15 protein-coding genes are annotated in these 17,012 nt (G+C 50.4%); 5 read left to right on the top strand and 10 right to left on the bottom strand.

Annotated features, from left to right (window positions below):
- Window positions 1-6: 6 nt before the first annotated feature.
- Entirely contained in the window at window positions 7-492 is a 486-nt protein-coding gene (locus HK25_RS08805) for a glutathione peroxidase (protein ID WP_086635970.1), read from the bottom strand.
- A gap of 240 nt (window positions 493-732) precedes the next feature.
- On the opposite strand from HK25_RS08805, the gene HK25_RS08800 reads away from it, so the two are divergent.
- Both HK25_RS08800 and HK25_RS08795 read left to right on the top strand, forming a co-directional pair.
- Window positions 733-1,530: an IclR family transcriptional regulator gene (locus HK25_RS08800; RefSeq protein WP_194299611.1), complete on the top strand. Its 798-nt coding sequence runs from the start codon at window positions 733-735 to the stop codon at window positions 1,528-1,530.
- Between the two features lie 67 nt (window positions 1,531-1,597).
- A complete protein-coding gene (locus tag HK25_RS08795; RefSeq protein WP_086635969.1) occupies window positions 1,598-2,425 on the top strand; it encodes a DUF3108 domain-containing protein in 828 nt (275 codons plus the stop codon).
- A 52-nt stretch (window positions 2,426-2,477) separates the two neighbouring features.
- Here HK25_RS08795 and glmS read toward each other — a convergent pair whose 3' ends face one another.
- On the bottom strand, window positions 2,478-4,301 hold the full coding sequence (gene glmS, locus HK25_RS08790; RefSeq protein ID WP_086555021.1) for a glutamine--fructose-6-phosphate transaminase (isomerizing): 1,824 nt from the start codon (window positions 4,299-4,301) through the stop codon (window positions 2,478-2,480).
- The gene (glmU, locus tag HK25_RS08785; protein ID WP_086635968.1) at window positions 4,301-5,653 is read right to left on the bottom strand and encodes a bifunctional UDP-N-acetylglucosamine diphosphorylase/glucosamine-1-phosphate N-acetyltransferase GlmU; all 1,353 of its coding nucleotides are present in this window, start codon (window positions 5,651-5,653) and stop codon (window positions 4,301-4,303) included. Before glmU ends, glmS begins: the two co-directional genes overlap by 1 nt.
- A 112-nt stretch (window positions 5,654-5,765) precedes the next feature.
- On the opposite strand from glmU, the gene HK25_RS08780 reads away from it, so the two are divergent.
- Entirely contained in the window at window positions 5,766-6,449 is a 684-nt protein-coding gene (locus HK25_RS08780) for an HAD hydrolase-like protein (protein WP_086635967.1), read from the top strand.
- A gap of 29 nt (window positions 6,450-6,478) precedes the next feature.
- Here HK25_RS08780 and HK25_RS08775 read toward each other — a convergent pair whose 3' ends face one another.
- The 4 genes from HK25_RS08775 to HK25_RS08760 are packed head-to-tail and all read right to left on the bottom strand — an operon-like array spanning window position 6,479 to window position 10,294.
- On the bottom strand, window positions 6,479-7,258 hold the full coding sequence (locus HK25_RS08775) for a nucleotidyltransferase family protein (RefSeq protein WP_086635966.1): 780 nt from the start codon (window positions 7,256-7,258) through the stop codon (window positions 6,479-6,481).
- Window positions 7,255-8,058, bottom strand: coding sequence for a sterol desaturase family protein (locus HK25_RS08770; protein ID WP_086635965.1), 804 nt, complete (start codon window positions 8,056-8,058; stop codon window positions 7,255-7,257). The genes HK25_RS08775 and HK25_RS08770 overlap by 4 nt, the downstream gene beginning before the upstream one ends.
- Window positions 8,055-9,095 (bottom strand): LptF/LptG family permease, encoded by a 1,041-nt coding sequence (locus HK25_RS08765; RefSeq protein WP_086555058.1) that lies wholly within the window; start codon window positions 9,093-9,095, stop codon window positions 8,055-8,057. Before HK25_RS08765 ends, HK25_RS08770 begins: the two co-directional genes overlap by 4 nt.
- Window positions 9,096-9,145: 50 nt before the next feature.
- Window positions 9,146-10,294, bottom strand: coding sequence for an LptF/LptG family permease (locus HK25_RS08760; RefSeq protein WP_233127764.1), 1,149 nt, complete (start codon window positions 10,292-10,294; stop codon window positions 9,146-9,148).
- A 484-nt stretch (window positions 10,295-10,778) separates the two neighbouring features.
- Between HK25_RS08760 and HK25_RS08755 the strand changes: the two genes are divergently transcribed.
- A complete protein-coding gene (locus HK25_RS08755) occupies window positions 10,779-11,774 on the top strand; it encodes a diacylglycerol kinase family protein (RefSeq protein WP_233127763.1) in 996 nt (331 codons plus the stop codon).
- Window positions 11,775-11,776: 2 nt separating this feature from the next.
- Window positions 11,777-12,733, top strand: a complete 957-nt coding sequence (locus HK25_RS08750) for a hypothetical protein (RefSeq protein WP_233127762.1) — start codon at window positions 11,777-11,779, stop codon at window positions 12,731-12,733.
- Window positions 12,734-12,736: 3 nt separating this feature from the next.
- Here the strand turns inward: HK25_RS08750 and spt are convergent, their stop codons facing one another.
- The 3 genes from spt to HK25_RS08735 all read right to left on the bottom strand — a co-directional run bounded on the left by spt (window position 12,737) and on the right by HK25_RS08735 (window position 16,064).
- Entirely contained in the window at window positions 12,737-13,936 is a 1,200-nt protein-coding gene (spt, locus tag HK25_RS08745) for a serine palmitoyltransferase (protein ID WP_086555029.1), read from the bottom strand.
- A gap of 6 nt (window positions 13,937-13,942) precedes the next feature.
- A complete protein-coding gene (locus HK25_RS08740) occupies window positions 13,943-14,194 on the bottom strand; it encodes an acyl carrier protein (protein ID WP_086555030.1) in 252 nt (83 codons plus the stop codon).
- A 112-nt stretch (window positions 14,195-14,306) separates the two neighbouring features.
- Window positions 14,307-16,064: a fatty acyl-AMP ligase gene (locus HK25_RS08735; RefSeq protein ID WP_086635962.1), complete on the bottom strand. Its 1,758-nt coding sequence runs from the start codon at window positions 16,062-16,064 to the stop codon at window positions 14,307-14,309.
- Between the last annotated feature and the right edge of the window lie 948 nt (window positions 16,065-17,012).

Here is a 17,012-nt window from a genome sequence, read left to right as displayed (position 1 = left end):
ATCTGATCAGTAGCTGCAGACGACTTTTTCAATCGCTTTTCTGGTGCGGTTAGCTGTGGGTGGCGTAATGCTGCTGAACCAGGCTGCTGGCTGCCCTTGTTTGTCAAAGATATATTTATAAAAATTCCATCTTGGCTGTGCAAAAAAACCGAGTTCTTTCGTCAGCCATGTAAAAAGAGGAATGGCAGTATTCCCTTTTACAGAGCTGCGTGCCGCCATAGGAAAACTGACCCCGTAGTTTTTATGACAAAACGTGCTGATCTCGGCAGACGTGCCTGGTTCCTGCTGACCAAAGTCGTTGCATGGGATGCCAATAACCACCAGGCCAGTTTTTTTAAACTGAGACCAGATAGCCTGTAAGCCTTCATATTGTGGTGTAAAGCCACATTGTGATGCTGTGTTGGTGATCAGTAAAGGGCGCCCTTTATAAGCTGCCAGATCCAGAGTGCTGCCATCTAAAGCAGGCAAAGTAAAATCGTACACTGTTGTCATTAGAAAAATCTCTATTAATAGCTTAGGCAGGATATACGAGAGAGACTCTAACATATGCGCAGGAGAAACAGGATGGGAAAACTATGCGGAAATCAGAGGCCCTTTCCGGGTTCTTCTTCTGACTTCCGCACGTAGTTTTCTAAAAGATTGCGTTCATTATTTTTGTTCATTATATTGAACTTCATCCCGTATTTGGAACAATGAGGGCATCGGCCTTTTTTGTCAATAAGGAAAATAAAAATGGTTGTGACAAAACAGGCTGATTCTGTTCCGGCTCTACGCAGGGCTGTTCGCGTTCTGGATATGGTGAGGGGAGCATCACACCCGCCTTTAGCGGCAGATGTGGCCCGTCAGCTTGGTTTGCCAAGGAGTACAACCCACGGGCTTCTGGCTGTCATGGTTGAGCTTGGACTGCTGGAAAAGACCGTTAATCACGGTTATCGTATCGGAACACGTTTGCTTGAGTGGGTTGGCGGAGCTGCCGAAAAGCGTGATCTTGTCGCAGAGTTTTATCATGCACTTGACGGGTTTTCCGGGCTGGATTCATTTACCATCACCCTGACTCTGCTGGAGGGGATGGAAGTTGTGTACGTAGCCTGCCGCAGCAGTCAGACCGGGCTGAGTGCGTCTTTTCGGGTCGGGATGCGCCTGCCGGCAATTTTTACAGCCACAGGCAGCGCGATCCTGGCCGAAATGGATGATACTTCATTCAGGGAGTGGCTTACGTTATACCCGGCTTCTGCCTGGCCTGAGCCGCTGACGTCAAAAAGTGTATGTTCTGTGACCGGTCTTGTCCGTGAAATTGCCGTAATTCGGGAGCGAGGCTATGCTGTCGATAGTGAAAATGTTTACGAAGGGTTGTGGTGTGCCGGAGCAGTTGTAAGGGATTACTCGGGTCATGTCGTGGCGGGGCTTGGCATCAGCCTGTTGCAGGCTGAAGTAGGGCGTTATGACATAGCATCGCTGGGTAACCGCGCTATGGCTCTTGCACAGGCGGTTTCTAAGCGTCTGGGATACAGGTCCGTTTCTGCGGCCTGAAGGGGCGTTTGGGTCTGACGCTCTGTTCGCAGGCGCGCTTTTTTAATGCGTCTCCTGGAGAGTGTTGATGATTTTTAAAAAGAGTGTGCTTACCGGATGTCGGAGCCATAAAAAATGGATGGCAGTTGCCGGTCTGAGCATAGCACTCGGTTTTTCTGATCCGCAGTCTGCATGGTCGCAGTCTGAAAAAATGGCACTGAGTTACCATGTGTTTGTTCATGGTATGCATGTACTGAATGTTAATACGTCTTATGCACTGGGCAGCGAGCAGTACAGTATTGATATGCGTATGAAAACTTCAGGTTTTCTAAGCTGGTTTATGAAAACAGATATGCTGATGAAGGCACGCGGACGCTTCGTCGGTATGGCTGCTGAGCCTGAAACTTTTGAGATGCATCGTGAAACCAGTGACAAGGCTGACACGAAAAACATTATTTATAAAAATAAAATACCTGAGTTGCAGTCTCCGAACCCGGCTAAAGAACTTCCGTCAGCGAAGCAGCGTAAAGGTGCGCTTGACGCGATGTCTATGCTTATACAGTTACTTCATCAGGTCAGGGCGACGCACCGTTGCGATAGCAGTAACAGGATTTTTGATGGTACCCGTCATCTGAGCATATTTACCGCGCGTACAGCAGGAGAACAAAAAATTCCATCTGCCGGGCCATTTCGCTGGGGGAAGACCGCACTGCGCTGTGATTTTAGCTGGCAGGTTATTAAAAGCTTTAAAGACGATGGTAATAACCCCGGAGAGCTTGAAAAGCCCCAGGCAGGCAGTATCTGGTTTGAACAGATTGATAATATGGGGCTGGTTGCCATTCGTTTTGAGCTGACGACTGCAACAATGGGGCAAATTAATATGTTGCTGAATAAAACACCTAAATATCAGCCCTGACCTCCGCTGACAGGGAAGGCAGAGAAAAGAAAATTTTCTCTGCCTTTTGTAATTATTCCACAGTAACAGACTTTGCCAGGTTACGAGGCTGATCGACGTCTGTCCCTCTGAGCACGGCAACTTCATAAGCCAGCATCTGCACAGGAATAGTCTGCACTACAGGCGCTGTAAAATCATGCACATGCGGCAGAACAACCATTTGTTCCGCAATTGCTGAGACTCGTTCAGCTCCTTTTGTGTCAGTAAACACAAGCAGGCGTCCGCCCCGGGCTTTTGCTTCCTGCAGGTTTGACAGTGTTTTATCAAATAATGGCGTGAAAGGTGCGCTGGCAACAATCGGCACGGTGTTGTCAATCAGTGAGATCGGACCGTGTTTCATTTCACCGGCGGCATAGGCTTCGGCGTGTATGTAGGAGATCTCCTTAAGTTTTAAGGCACCCTCCATAGCAACAGGGAACATACTACCCCGGCCCAGATATAAAACATTGCTGGCATCAGCGATAATTCTGGCCATTGAGCGTATGGCATCAGCCTGAGCCAGGGCGTCAGCTGCACGGCTGGGCAGGTCAAGCAGGGCTGTTACCAGCTCTTCTTCTCCGGCGGCATCCAGCGTGCCACGACTGCGGGCTACAGCAATGGTCAGGCAGGCCAGTACGGTGAGCTGAGCTGTAAACGCTTTTGTTGAGGCGACAGAAATCTCCGGGCCGGCTGCGGTGCCAAGAACAGCATCGCTCTCACGGGCCATGGTGCTGTGCTCAACATTAAGCACTGACAGGATATGCGCTGAATTCTGACGCAGAGTGCGCAGGGCGGCCAGGGTATCTGCCGTCTCACCTGACTGAGAAATCAGTAATCCCAGAGAGCCTTTTGTGAGGGGAGGGTCGCGGTAGCGCAGCTCGCTGGCAATATCGATGTCAACGGGCAGGCGGGCAACGCTCTCAAGCCAGAAACGGCCAACCATCGCCGCATAGAAGGCAGAGCCACATGCTGTCATAACCGCACGGGGCACTTCAGCCAGGTTGCAGGGCAGCTCAGGCAAAACAACCTGGCGTGTGGCCGGGTCAATCATACGCTGCAGGGTTTGACCAATGACCAGCGGGTGTTCATGGAGTTCTTTTTCCATGAAGTGCTGATAACCGTCTTTGCCAATTGCGCCTGAGGTCAGAGCCGCAATTTTTTCTTCACGCTCGACCGGCTCTCCGTCAAAGGTCATAAATTGTGCGCCGGCGGGGGTAATGACAACGCAATCCCCATCCTGCATGTAAGTGATACGGCGGGTCAGAGGTGCCAGGGCAAGAGAGTCAGAGCCCAGAAACATCTCGTCATCACCATAGCCCACTGCGAGGGGTGCGCTATGGCAGGCACCAATCATCAGGCCGTCATGTTCTGCAAAAATGACAGCAATGGCATACGCCCCTTCAAGGCGTTTCAGGCTTTTAAGCACAGACTCTTTCGGGGTGTGCCCCTGTGATAAATATAAGTCGATGAGCCGAGCTATTGTTTCGCTGTCAGTTTCTGTTTCAAAAACAACACCTTCGGCTTCAAGCTCGTGGCGCAGCGTTTCGAAATTCTCGATGATTCCGTTATGCACGATGGCAACCCGGTCTGTGCCATGGGGGTGGGCGTTTGATGTTGTCGGCGCACCATGCGTGGCCCAGCGGGTGTGGCCAATGCCTGTAGTGCCGGCAAGAGGTTTTTCTTCAAGCAGAAGGCCCAGATTGTCGAGTTTACCAGCTGCGCGCCGCCGACTTATTTTTCCGTCAACCAGGGTGGCGATACCCGCAGAATCATATCCGCGATATTCAAGCCGTCTCAGACCTTCGAAAACAATCGGGGTGGCATGTCGGAGACCAGTAACACCGCATATTCCGCACATCAGCCATTTCCTTTTTTATTTTTTAAAGCGGTTTTCAGTTTTTTTCCAAGCCCGGGTTTATTGACCTGTTTTGCACGTGCCAGTGCCAGGGCGTCGGGTGGAATATCGTTTGTGATTGTGCTGCCGGCAGCAATTAAAGAATCAGACCCGACAGTAAGCGGGGCTACCAGTATGGCGTTAGAGCCAACAAACACATCATCACCAATAGTCGTTTTATGTTTGGAGGCACCATCATAGTTGCAGGTAATGGTACCAGCTCCGATATTGGTGCGCGTGCCAACAGAGGTGTCACCAAGATAAGTCAGGTGGTTTGCTTTGCTGCCTTTGCCAATCACAGAATTTTTGATTTCGACAAAGTTGCCGATATGTGCCTCTTCGCCAATCTGTGCTCCGGGGCGCAGGCGGGCATAAGGACCAACAATAGCGGCGGACTGTACTTCGCATCCCTCCAGATGGCTGAATGCGCGGATCTCGGCGCCGCTGCGCACGGTCACACCCGGGCCAAACACAACATTGGGTTCAATCAGCACATCAGATTCAAGAACAGTATCTGTGCAGAGGAAAACAGTTTCAGGTGCGACAAGCGTGACACCCTTCTCCATGGCATGCAGTCTCAGACGCTGCTGCAGTGCGGCTTCAGCTTCAGCCAGTTCAGCGCGGGAGTTAATGCCACGAAGCTCACTTTCAGCTGCCTCGACGCTTTTGACAGAGACACCCTCCCTGACGGCAAGCCCGACAACATCTGTCAGGTAATATTCCTGTTTCGCATTTGTATTTTTAACATCTTTCAGCCAGCGACGAAAATCCTGCGCCTTTGCACAGAGCACACCTGCGTTGCACAGGTTAACAGCACGTTCCTCTGGTGTTGCATCGGCCCACTCGACAATTTTCTGCACATTATGAGACTGAGCTGATGTGATAACGCGGCCATAACGCCCGGGTTGAGCAGGACGCATAGCCAGCAGGGCAAGACCTGTATCAGCTTTGCGGCTTTCCGTTAACAGACGGGAAAGCGTGTCGGAGGAAATCAGGGGGTTGTCAGCATAAAGAACGGCAACATCACCGTCTCCAAACAGGGCTTCTGCCTGCAGTGCTGCGTGTGCGGTGCCAAGCCGTTCGTTTTGTACAATAACGGCATGTGGTGCCGCCAGCTGTTCAACCTCAGGCATGTCAGGGCCGACAACGACAATAAGTTTGTCAAAAACCCGGGCAGCACTGTCGATCAGGTGTGCCAGCATCGGGCGGCCGGCAAGCCTTTGCATGGCTTTCGGACGGGAGGACTGCATGCGGGTTCCACGCCCTGCAGCGAGCAGAACAGCGGTAGCGGGACGGGGGGAGGAAGATGATGTCATGACAGGATTCCGGTAGGCTAACCTCAGCGTTCTGTCAAACTCAGAACGTGTTTTGACAAAGTCATAGTTATGACATTCTCCTTATAGGGTATTTAAAAGAACTGGAGGAGTCATGTCTGTAAAACTTGCGGTGTTTGATATGGATGGCACCCTGATCGATTCATTACCTGACCTGGCAGACTGCGCTCGTCAGCTCCTCTCTTCCTACAGCTTTCCTGAGGTCACTGACACAGAGGTGCGCGTAATGATTGGTAACGGCGTAGCAGCTCTTGTTGAGCGTCTGCTTGCATCGGCACTCAGAAAAGGAGCTGATGTCGGTTCGATCAGCCCTGCAGAGGCCTGTGAGCGTTTTATGGAGTTTTATACTCCACGGGCAACACGGTATTCCCGCCTTTTCCCCGGAACTGAAGAAACGCTGAAAACTATGCGTGCTCAGGGCTGGCGTCTGGCTGTGTGCACCAATAAACCTGAGGTCGCTGCTCTGGCTATTCTGGAACGGTTTGGTTTGTTCGAGCTGTTTAGTTGTGTCGGAGGGGGAGATAGTTTTCCAGCCAGAAAGCCTGATCCGGTCCATTTGCTCGGTACAATTAAAAAGGCTGATGGCACGCCGGAGCAGAGTGTGATGATAGGCGATATGTCACCAGATCTGATTGCCGCCCGCAGTGCCGGTTGTCGCTCTTTATTTGCTGCATGGGGTTATGGCGGCCCGGAACTTGCAGAAATGGCTGACATGCAGGTAGCTGATATGCACGATGTGCCAAAAGCGGCAGAGCAGCTGCTGGCCGGATCAGTTTAAAAATCTGATGCCAGCAGGCCCTGCTAAAGTCAGGGTCTGCTCTCGCGCAGAAGCCGCTCTGTCAGTATCAGGTCGGCTGGTTTATCGACATCGACGGCAGCTCTGCCATCATTAAGGCAGACAAGCTCAGCCTGTGCACCGGTCATTTTTTTCAGACGGGCATATAAAGCCGCCCGACTAAGCTGTTTGCACAGCGCGCGTATAAGAGTGAAAACACCTAAAAGCCAGGCAATGCGGAGGGGATGTTTGCGGTTTTTCTCTATGTGTTGCCACAGCTTTACGATATTCGCAGAGCGGTCTGAGCGTAAGAGAAACAGGTTGCAGCCTGAAAAAGACAAGTCTGACAGGTGAATAAAAGTACGCTTTGTGAGCGGAACATCCCGCAGGACATTTTCTTTCGCGGCAACGGCGACTGAAAGATCAGCTGCCGGACTGGCTTTATTGAGAAATTCCGTTATCCATTCAGGGCGCAGCAACGCATTATCCGCTGTGGTCACGAGTAAAGGAGCCCCCAGTTCTCTGAGGCCGGCCATTACGCTGGCACTTGGTCCTTCAGGACGGGCAGCGATAATATCCGTATCCGGGAGCACAACCTCTTTCAGCACATCAGCATTATCAATACAGACAACAATGCGCCCCACCTCGGGAGTATTGCGTAATGTGCTGATAACGCGTGAAATCATGGGGATGCCATCAACTGGCAGTATCGCTTTGTGCGACACTCCGGCAGCCTGTGCCATAGGGTCAGCCACCCCTGGCCGTGTGCCGGCCAGAATGAGTGCGCAGATTTTAGCAGTATCAGCACTCATGCCGCATTCCGGCGGTTACTATCGTTTTTTTCGGTTTTGGGGCGGGCACCATCGGGGCGGTCACGGGGAGGGGAGCCTGTCAGGTCCATCACCCAGGGATAATTCTTCGCTTCCTGAAGGTCATAGCCAAGATTAAACACAGTCGGGCTGCGCGGGCGTGCTTTTGCATCAAGATAGAAGCTGCCCATAACACGGTCGACAACGTAGCTTGTGATGCCGAAATTACCATCTTCATCATGAAAATGGTGCAGCACATGATAGGCTTTCATACGCTGAATCCAGGCGGCCCGGGGTTTATAGTTCAGATGCTGAATGCAGTGAAAAAACTCATAAATGCAGGTTATGGTAATGCCGGCACCAAATGCAGCGGCTGAGCACCCCCAGCCACCAATCATATATCCGATAGGAATGGTAATGATAGCAATGGTCGGCAGCGTGGTCAGAGGGGAGCCAAACAGAACATCGAGCAGATGAGGGTCCTGATGGTGATCAAAGTGGATACGTTTCCACAATGCTGATGTTGCACGAATTTTATAAAGTACCCGCCCGTGCAGAACAAAGCGATGAAGCAGATACCACACCACGGGGTAAACCAGCATGACAGCAACAACGGCACATAGTGTGTGTAACCAGCCTGCAAAGAAATGTGCTGAAATCGCGACATTTGCGATGATCAGTGCAAAATACAGAAGAATGGTAGGGTAAGTCAGATAAGCTATCCAGAGCTGCCTGAGGTTCATTTTCCCCAGATCAAAGCTACGACCTGTTCTCAGGCTCGCATTGTTTAGCGTTCCACTCATTTTGTTTCATTCCTCAGAAGAGCTGTCATAGCTCCCAGTGTAAAAATAATCAGTCCGGGTATGGTTGCGACCGGAGGGGGTAAAAGACCAGCATTCCCCATGGCGCGTAATAAGCCCTGTAAAATTACGAACAGTAACCCGGAGGCAAGACACCACACTGGTGTCCAGCTTCTTATTCCCGTCCGTGGGGGAATATGGATAACCGGCATCGTAATTAACAGTAATACGAGCAAAGTCATCGGTCTTAAAAAGCGCTCCAGCAACCCGCCCTGCAAATAACCGGGGCTGGCATCTGACGGCAGACGGCCGCGTAACATGCCAAGAATTGTGCCTGATGAGAGAGGTGGGTTACTAACGGAGAGTCTGATAAAATCTTTAGGCAGCAATGGGATATCCCATGTTTGCTCAGGCTGTTCGGGTAAAGTCACAGCTGTCGTGGCTTTTACTTCAACGCGCGTTATGTGCCTCAGCGTCCAGCCAGTTACGTGGGTATAATCAGCATTTTTTGCATGTGTCACATATTGTAACAAACCCTGCGGAGTGCGTGAGTAGATATCGATTCCCTGTAATGCATTACCGCCATCAGCGACATAAGAGACGCGGGTTAATGTGTCTTTTCCACGAAACCAGAAAAAATGTCCGTCCTCAGGGTGCGGGTTAGTACGATTCCACCATGCGGTAAGAGCCTGCTCCGACCGGGGTGTTATCTGGTCATCAAGCGCGATGCCAAGAACGCCGACGATAAGAACCGCGGGTATAAGATTTTTATACAGACCAATCATCGACAGGCCGGAGGCCTGAAGAATGGCCATCTCGCTCGAGAGAGTCATTTGCGTCAGTGTCAGGAGACTGCCGATGAGCACGCTGAGAGGGAGTGTGCTGGAGAGTAAAAACGGTAGTCGCATACCCGCGTAGGTAAGGATACCTGAAATACCAAGATGTCTCTGCAGAATAGGAGTGGTCTGTTCCAGCAGGGCCAGAATTTCAAGCAGGCCGACCAGTGCGGCAGCACATATCAGAACGCGGGAGAGTAGCATTCCCGAAAGATAGCGCAGCAGCACAAATCGATTATTACGTTCGATTTTGCTCACGGCTGTTCTTTCAGTGGTGCGGAAGCTTCAGGTTTACGAAACCAGAGTGCTTTTGCTGTGAGCAGCAGGCCTGACTTTGAAGCCAGAAGGGCTGAGCAGCCGATAATAAACAGGAATGAGGGCAGCCAGGTCATTAAGTAAGGGGAAGCATTTTTTGTGTCTACAAGACTGTGACCAAATTGCAGAATATGGTCAAAACCCACAAGTATCAGGAAGGCAATAATCAGACCACTGGTATTGCGCTGACGTTTGCGTACGATAGCCAGAGCAGCAGCAAGAGCCGGAATGAAGGGGATGGTTATACTGCGTGCCAGCCTGAAATGAAGTTCTGCGCGCAGACTTGAGAAGGGTATCTGCGTATCCTGCCTGACCATATGACGAATAAGTTCATGTGATGTCAGCTCCCGCTCATCGTCGCCTCGTTTGCGGAACGGAGATATGTGAGACGCTTCAACCAGCAGACGTGTTGCATGATCGAACGTTGTCAGGGTTGGCGCTCCTGTTTCCGGAATTGTCAGGATTTCACCATCCTGCAAGTCAATTTCCACAGAATCATCATTCGTTGTCAGGCGGATCTGTCCATTTTTGGCAGTAATATCTCTTTCTTTATGGCCTGACATATCTCTGATGAAAACTTTTTTTAGTCGCGACCCGGCAAGATCAACATGGTCTGCGACAATGGTAATATTGGGAGAGGGACTGGCAAAAACACCAGACTGAAGACGGGGTGCCCACCCGGTATGACTGGCAATATAGAGCGACTGACGAAAATCGTAGCGCGCATATGGCTGGATAAAGCCATAAAGTAAGAAGGATATACACCCAAGGAGCAGGCCCAGTTGCATAAGAGGGCGTGTCAGGCGAATCAAAGACATGCCGCTGCTGTTTATCGCATCAATCTCCTCATTCTGGCTCATGCGTCGTACAACGGTGAAGACACTGACGCAGAGTGCAGCCGGTATGGCCAGCCCGAGGTAATGAGGGGTGAGAGTTGTCAGCAGTCCCAGAAAGGTAAAAAGATGATTGTTACCTGCGGCAAGAAGGTTGAACAAAGCGAGTAAACGCTCAAGGAGCAGCGCGATCATAACAACCGACAGAGCCAGAAAAAAAGGAGGCAGTGTCTGAGTAATCAGATAGCGATCCATCGTAGTTGGCCGCAGATGTGCTTTTATCTTATGTACGAACGGCAATGAGAGCATGAGAGATCTTACGTCGATCAGGAAAAAAAAGGAACGGCATGAAACGAATAGTTGTAGTGTTGCGCCGCTTTGGTGCGGCCCTCAGGCTCTTGCGTTCTTAACTCCGGCGCTGAGATCGTTAGAGGAGTGGGCTATATAATACGACATACTGTCTGAAAGCTATAGTGGCGCAGCAAAACAGATGACCTCTTCTGGTCTTTTTCCGGCTTTGTGTACTGGTGACAAAGCAGGGAGGTTATACACCTGCGTTAATGCACAGGATTGAGACATAATCGTGACGCAGAAAGACGTAAGTGCAGAGAGCAGCAGCGTAATGCGTAATGCATTTGTGTAAACAGCATGTGACAAGAGTGACAACTCAGACTATACCACCGTCTCCAGCCGAGGCATAAGGCATCGGTGTTCATTCTGTGAATGTATGAGAATTTATGTGCCTTGTAGTTTCGCGTTAATCCACAATCCTCAGAGCAGACGCAACGTAAAGACAGGGCTGAGTGCTTCTGACGTGCTGCGTGCTTTACCAGATCTGCTGTTCTGTGCCCCTGAGACAGAAGCCGCTTTAGTTGCAGCTCTGGCAGATATTGCTCCGCGTAAAATCAAATATCTGATTGTCGATGGCGGAGATGGTACGGTCAGTAAGGTGCTGAGCGTAATGCATGCATCAGGCTGGCCGAAAGAGGAATGGCCTGTTCTTATTGTTTTGCCATCAGGCAATACAAACCTGGTCGCAGAGGATGTGGGTTTTGGCCTGAGAGGTGAGGCAGCATTAAAGCAGCTTGTACTCCTCGCTCAGGGGCAGATGAATAAATGCTCAGTTGTGCGCAGGCGCCCTCTGGTGGTTTCGTGGCCGGATGGCTCTCATGTTTCCGTCCTTGGTTTTTTCGGAGGGCTGGGTGCTTTTACACGCGGTATCGAAATAGCTCATCGCCCTGGTTTTCTTAAAACCTTCTCCCATGAAGCGGCTGTTATCTGCGCATTTTTACTCACAGTATTAAAGTTACTGGCGCCTCATTCACGTAAAAAATGGCTTGATGGTTCAGCTGTTGATGTCACGCTGGATGGCGTGCCAGCAGAAAGCAAAAGACATTTTCTGATGTTGTTTACGGCGCTTCGCCGCTTCCCTCATGGTGTCTGGCCATTCTGGCAAAGATCAGATTCGGCTGAGCAGGGGGTAGTTTATCTCGATGTTGCAGCACACCCTGAACGTCTGACGACAGCAGTGTTTAACCTGTTGCGTAATCGTATCCCTTCATGGATCCGCCAGAGCCCGTCATATAACAGTGGCCTGGCTGATAAAATCTCACTCAGAGGAGAGCCGTTACTGGTTCTGGATGGAGAAATTCTGCAAACCTCTCCGGAGGGAGGTTTTGAAATTGAGGCAGGACCAGAAGTTTCTTTTCTTCAGTTCAGCAAAAAGGACAACTGAAAGTGAGGCAGAACGTCTCAGGGTTGCCTGATTATATCAAACAGGAGCTTTCTGAACCTGTCCCGGAGGAAGTGAGCAGGTTTGTTCAGAGCCTGGTTAAGCAGGGTAACCCTCTTGCGGTCATATTTTATGGATCAGGTTTAAGAGGGGGGATCCAGGACGACACGCTGCTTGATTTTTATATCGTTCTCAATCGTCAGGCAGACTGGCCGCGATCTTTTCTGGCCAGGTCTGGTAATGCCATACTGCCTCCCAATGTTGAATATCATGAAATTCCTGTAGCGGGCCATATACTCAGGGCAAAAGTTGCTTTTGTTACGCTGGCTCAGCTTCGGTACCAAACTGGTTTTTCAACGCTGGATACAACAGTGTGGGCACGTTTTTCGCAGCCTGTCAGGCTGGTGTGGGTAAGAGATAAAGAGGCTGAATCTGCTGTTTGTACATGTATAGCGCGTGCTGTTGTCACAGCGTCGCGCTGGGCTGCTTTTATGGGGCCTCTTCATGGTGGGGATGCCCTGAGTTTCTGGAAAGCCCTGTACCAGAAAACGTATCAGACAGAATTACGTGTTGAAAAAGCCAGCCGTGGTGCTGGTATTGTTGAGACATACCCCAGGCGTTATGCCGAATTGCTCGTGCCATGCTGGGAGGCTGCAGGTGTTAAGTTTACACAGGCAGGTGAGGGGCTTTCACCCTGTTTCTCAGCGCAGGAGCGGCATAAGCTTGAGCAAAAATGGCGGCTAAGAACCGCTTTTGGTAAACCGCTTAATATCGCCAGGCTTATAAAGGCAGCTTTTACATTTACTGGCGGAGCACGTTACGCTGCGTGGAAAATTGAGCGCCACAGCGGTATAAAAGTGCCGCTTACACCATTTATGGAAAAGCACCCTCTGATTTGTGGCGTACCGTTGCTGATACGCCTGTGGCAGAAGGGTGCATTTCAGAGGAATGTCCGCTCGTAGTGCTCAGGAGAGCACTGAACATTCCCTGGCAACAGATGCAAAAACCTCAAGAGCTTTATCAATCTGAGCCGGAGTATGTGTTGCCATAACAGAGCAACGCAGTAATGGACGGTTGTCAGGCGTGGCAGGTGGCAGAGAAAGGTTTACATACACGCCTTCCTCAAGCAGCCGGTTCCACATTGTAATAGCCTGGCCCAGGGTTTCCAGGGTTACGGCTACGACAGGGCTAACCTGTTTACTGGCATTCAGACCGATACGATGCAGGCCGCCATGCAGACGTTTTGCATTGTCCATCAGCTGGGTACGCAATTCAGGATGTGCCTTCATCTCATCAAGAGCCGTCATGGTTGCGGCAATGACTTCAGGAGGCAGAGAGGCCGTGAACATGTAAGGGCGGCAGTTTACGCGAATAAGATCCATCTCAGGGTGGTCTGATACGCAGTAGCCGCCAACGGTACCAAGGCTTTTAGAGAATGTTCCGGCAATAAAATCGACATCTTTCTCAACGCCGGCAGCTTCCGCGACGCCAAGGCCGTTTTCACCGATAACGCCAAAAGAGTGTGCTTCATCAACCAGAAGGTAAGAATCAGTTTCACGCTTAACAGCAGCAAATTCAGCGACCGGGGCAATGTTGCCGGTCATTGAATAGATGCCTTCTACAACAACCAGTTTTGCTCCTGGTGTTCCTTCGAGGCGTTTGAGACGTTTATGAAGATCATCAGGGTCGTTATGACGAAAGCGAATAACCTGAGCAGTGCTCAGACGGCTGCCATCATAGATACTGGCATGACTGTCGGCGTCCAGCAGCAGGTAGTCTTCTTTGCCAGCCAGAGCCGAGATAATACCCAGATTTGCCTGATATCCGGTTGAAAAAACCATGGCATCACGGCGGTTGAAATGGGAGGCTATCTGCACCTCGAGCTGACGATGAAGAGACTGCGTGCCGTTAGCAATGCGTGAACCCGTAGTGCCAACACCATATTTCGCAGCAGCATCCTGTGCAGCTTTAACAGCGTTTTGTGACTGGCTAAGACCGAGATAGTTATTCGTGCCAAACAGTAACGTTTCACGATTTTCGATCACGCCAACAGTTGAAGATACAACTTTCTCGATGACCACGCCAAACGGGTTACGGCCACCGCTTTCTATCAGGCCGCCAAGGGCGCTGGCAGTGCCGCTGAATTTGGCAAAAATAGAAGACATTTACGCTCAGCCTTTATTTTGCAGGTCAACGATGCACTTAGCAAGGTCATCGACAGTTCTTACGTCTGCCAGCTTATCCAGGGGAACAGAGACGTCGAGCGTATCTTCGATTTCCATGACGAAATTCATAACGGCAAGCGAATCAAAGGCGAGATCTTCCATGATCTTACAATCGCCGTTGATGTCACGTGGCACTTTAGGGTTATCGAGCAGCTTCTGAATGATAAGTGCTGAAACGCTATCAACTGTTTCGCTCATAGTCGAATTATCCTTAGAAAACGAAAGAACGGACGCAACCTGCTTGTCTGCGCGCGGTAACATTCAGAGAAACAAGGCGGGGTTATATCAGCTGCGCACCGTTTGTAAAAGGCTATTGCTGAGGTGTGAATTCTCCGTTGAGAAACATCGTGCGTGCTTTGGCACGGGTCAGTTTGCCGGATGATGTCTGTGGCAGAGCCCGTGGAGGAACCAGGGTGACGGCAACATCAAGCCCGTGGAGCCTGCGGAAAAGGCTGACAGCTTCGGACTGAAGAGCCGCACGTTTTTCCGGGTCTGTTGCGCGGCACTGGATGAGGGCGACAATGTGCTCTTTATTATCTTTTTCAACGGCGAAGACAGCAACATCATTGCTACGCAGAGCCTGCAGATGAGTTTCTGCCGACCACTCCAGATCCTGAGGCCAGATATTACGTGCGTTAATGATAATCAGGTCTTTGGCGCGCCCGGTAACAACAACCTGCCCGTTAAGCATATAGCCAAGGTCACCGGTATTAAGCCATTTCTGCTCATCAAGAACGTTTCTTGTTTCTTCAGGGTGGCGGTAATAACCATCCATCAGGCTAGGGCCGTGAACAAAGATGGTGCCCACTTTACGGTCTGGCAGAGCTTCTCCGTTCTGGTCGCGTACTTCCATTGCGTGTCCGGGTAATACTCTGCCACACAACACGAAGGTTCGTGTTGTGGTGCTGGTATGTGTCGGAGGAGTGGCGACACCCTCGCTTTCAAGAATATCCAGGTCAATGGTATCAGTTTCGATGCCAGTGCCAAGTGGAGCAAAACTGATAGCCAGAGTCGTCTCTGCCATGCCGTAGCTGGCTTCAAATGAGTGTGCGTCAAAGCCGGCAGGAGCAAAGCACTCAGCAAATTCAGCCAGTACGTGCGGACGAATCATATCGCCGCCAATTCCAGCAACACGCCAGCTTGAGAGGTCAAGCCCGGCTGCGGGAGCACGACGTGCGCAAAGCTCATAACCGAATGACGGACTGTAAGACAACGTGCCGTGGTTACGGCTGATCAGGTCAAGCCAGACATGAGGGCGGCGTGCAAACTCGCGGGTTGGCAGCAGATCAACAGTAAGCTGACAGGTCATAGGCGTGAGAAAGAAGCCTACCAGGCCCATATCATGATAAAGCGGAAGCCATGAAACACAGCGATCACCGGTCTGGCGCACCTGGAGGCCGTCACGTGCGATAGACATAGCATTTGCCATGCCAGAACGCTGACTGACACAAACTCCCATAGGGAAACGGGTGCTGCCTGAGGAAAACTGAAGATAAGAAAGAGCTTCGGTTTCAATTTCAGGTAAGGCTGTGTCAAAAGCCGGACGGTCGAAGAGTTCAGTCGGTGAACCGGCAAAAACCAGATCGAGACCGCCGATAATATCACTGGTCCAGTCAGCAATGACATCTGGTATAATAACAGCTTTGGCTTCAGCGCTGCTGATCATGCCGCGGAGTGTCGCCAGGTATGCTTCTTTACCTGCAAATGCAACGGGCAGGGGAAGCGGGGCAGCAACAAGCCCGGCATACTGACATCCAAAGAAAATACGGGCAAAGTCACCATCGCTGTCAGCGATAATAGCGACTTTGTCGCCAGGTTTCAGGCCTGTTCCTAAAAGGCGCTGAGCAGTCTGAACAGCCTGGTTGCGCAATTTCTTATAGGGCAGGGCTTCCAGCAGTAAGCCTTTGCCTGAGTATATACTGAGGCCTGCGTCCCCCTGAGCTGCATAGTCAAGTGCGGCTGGGAAGGTAGGAAAATCTCCATACCGACGTGGCTGGCCAGAACTGGAAGGAACCGGCTGCAACGATTCATCATTGTGGAGTGAAGGTGCAGAGTTCATCAGGGTCATCAGTTGGCCATTCGAAGAAAATTAACTGGTAAATCACCCCTGACATAAGGGGCGTAGTCCGCTTCCTGTAAGATCGAACGTGAGGCCTATATAGTCTTTTTGTGATTTTACGAAAGTATCATGTTCGTAAAATGCTGGCCCAATAAGAATTTTTTATGAAACTTCATAAGGGAGAATATCAGTTAATGCATTGTAATATATAGATTTTCTTCTCAAATCTGAAGAATTTTTCATCGGTTAAGAAAAACATACGCACGCTTGTGAAAGTCAGATAACCAGTTCTGGTGCGGAATTTTGAGGTCACTCATCATATTATTAAAGAAGTATTTTTTTATGCCTTATATTAATGTGGGAGGAGCCTGACATCTGCTTTCTTATGATGCAACTCAAAATTAGCTTTTCGTAAAACACTTTCTCATTAAAGAGGCGGGGAGGGGCAATAACCTGGCTCAGAACTCTTTTTGAGGCATAGAAGATGGTGATAGTCTGGGTTACGAAAGGCTTTGTAGTTTTATTGCTGTCATAGCCTCTGCCTCCGATAGCTCTTTTGTCTTGTCGGCAAGAGCTGCCTGCAGAACATCCGCTCTTCTGACGTTACTGATCTGATCCTTTAACCGATAAAAACTCTCCGCAGCTCCTGATCACCGCACACAACGTGAAGTTTTGAGTTTAGCCCGCTTTGGTGCCTGTTCACCCCCTTTAAAGCCAGAGGAGAGGTTGTCCGGTGTGCTTTGAGAAGCTTCTCATCACTCATTATGCGCTTTGAACGGGCGGCCTGCTTTATCAGCGTGGCGAATATGTGGCCAAAGACACTAAGGCGGCGGCCTCATCTGATGAAACGAAGGCAACTCATTGAAAAATATAGAAAAAATAAGAATTTGAAATTTTCATGATTTTTTTAATTTTTATGATTGACGTTACGGTTTTGTGTCTGTAGAAGGGGGTCAT

This window comes from Acetobacter sp. DsW_059 (assembly GCF_002153695.1).
Classification (GTDB): Bacteria; Pseudomonadota; Alphaproteobacteria; order Acetobacterales; family Acetobacteraceae; genus Acetobacter; species Acetobacter thailandicus.
Note: the sequence above shows the minus strand (reverse complement) of the source record. Positions and strands in the feature narration are given on the sequence as shown.

Coding starts and splice junctions, on each gene's coding strand:
- HK25_RS08805 (WP_086635970.1), bottom strand. CDS start 492: ATGACAACAGTGTACGATTTTACTTTGCCTGCTTTAGATGGCAGCACT.
- HK25_RS08800 (WP_194299611.1), top strand. CDS start 733: ATGGTTGTGACAAAACAGGCTGATTCTGTTCCGGCTCTACGCAGGGCT.
- HK25_RS08795 (WP_086635969.1), top strand. CDS start 1,598: ATGATTTTTAAAAAGAGTGTGCTTACCGGATGTCGGAGCCATAAAAAA.
- glmS (WP_086555021.1), bottom strand. CDS start 4,301: ATGTGCGGAATATGCGGTGTTACTGGTCTCCGACATGCCACCCCGATT.
- glmU (WP_086635968.1), bottom strand. CDS start 5,653: ATGACATCATCTTCCTCCCCCCGTCCCGCTACCGCTGTTCTGCTCGCT.
- HK25_RS08780 (WP_086635967.1), top strand. CDS start 5,766: ATGTCTGTAAAACTTGCGGTGTTTGATATGGATGGCACCCTGATCGAT.
- HK25_RS08775 (WP_086635966.1), bottom strand. CDS start 7,258: ATGAGTGCTGATACTGCTAAAATCTGCGCACTCATTCTGGCCGGCACA.
- HK25_RS08770 (WP_086635965.1), bottom strand. CDS start 8,058: ATGAGTGGAACGCTAAACAATGCGAGCCTGAGAACAGGTCGTAGCTTT.
- HK25_RS08765 (WP_086555058.1), bottom strand. CDS start 9,095: ATGCTACTCTCCCGCGTTCTGATATGTGCTGCCGCACTGGTCGGCCTG.
- HK25_RS08760 (WP_233127764.1), bottom strand. CDS start 10,294: ATGGATCGCTATCTGATTACTCAGACACTGCCTCCTTTTTTTCTGGCT.
- spt (WP_086555029.1), bottom strand. CDS start 13,936: ATGTCTTCTATTTTTGCCAAATTCAGCGGCACTGCCAGCGCCCTTGGC.
- HK25_RS08740 (WP_086555030.1), bottom strand. CDS start 14,194: ATGAGCGAAACAGTTGATAGCGTTTCAGCACTTATCATTCAGAAGCTG.
- HK25_RS08735 (WP_086635962.1), bottom strand. CDS start 16,064: ATGACCCTGATGAACTCTGCACCTTCACTCCACAATGATGAATCGTTG.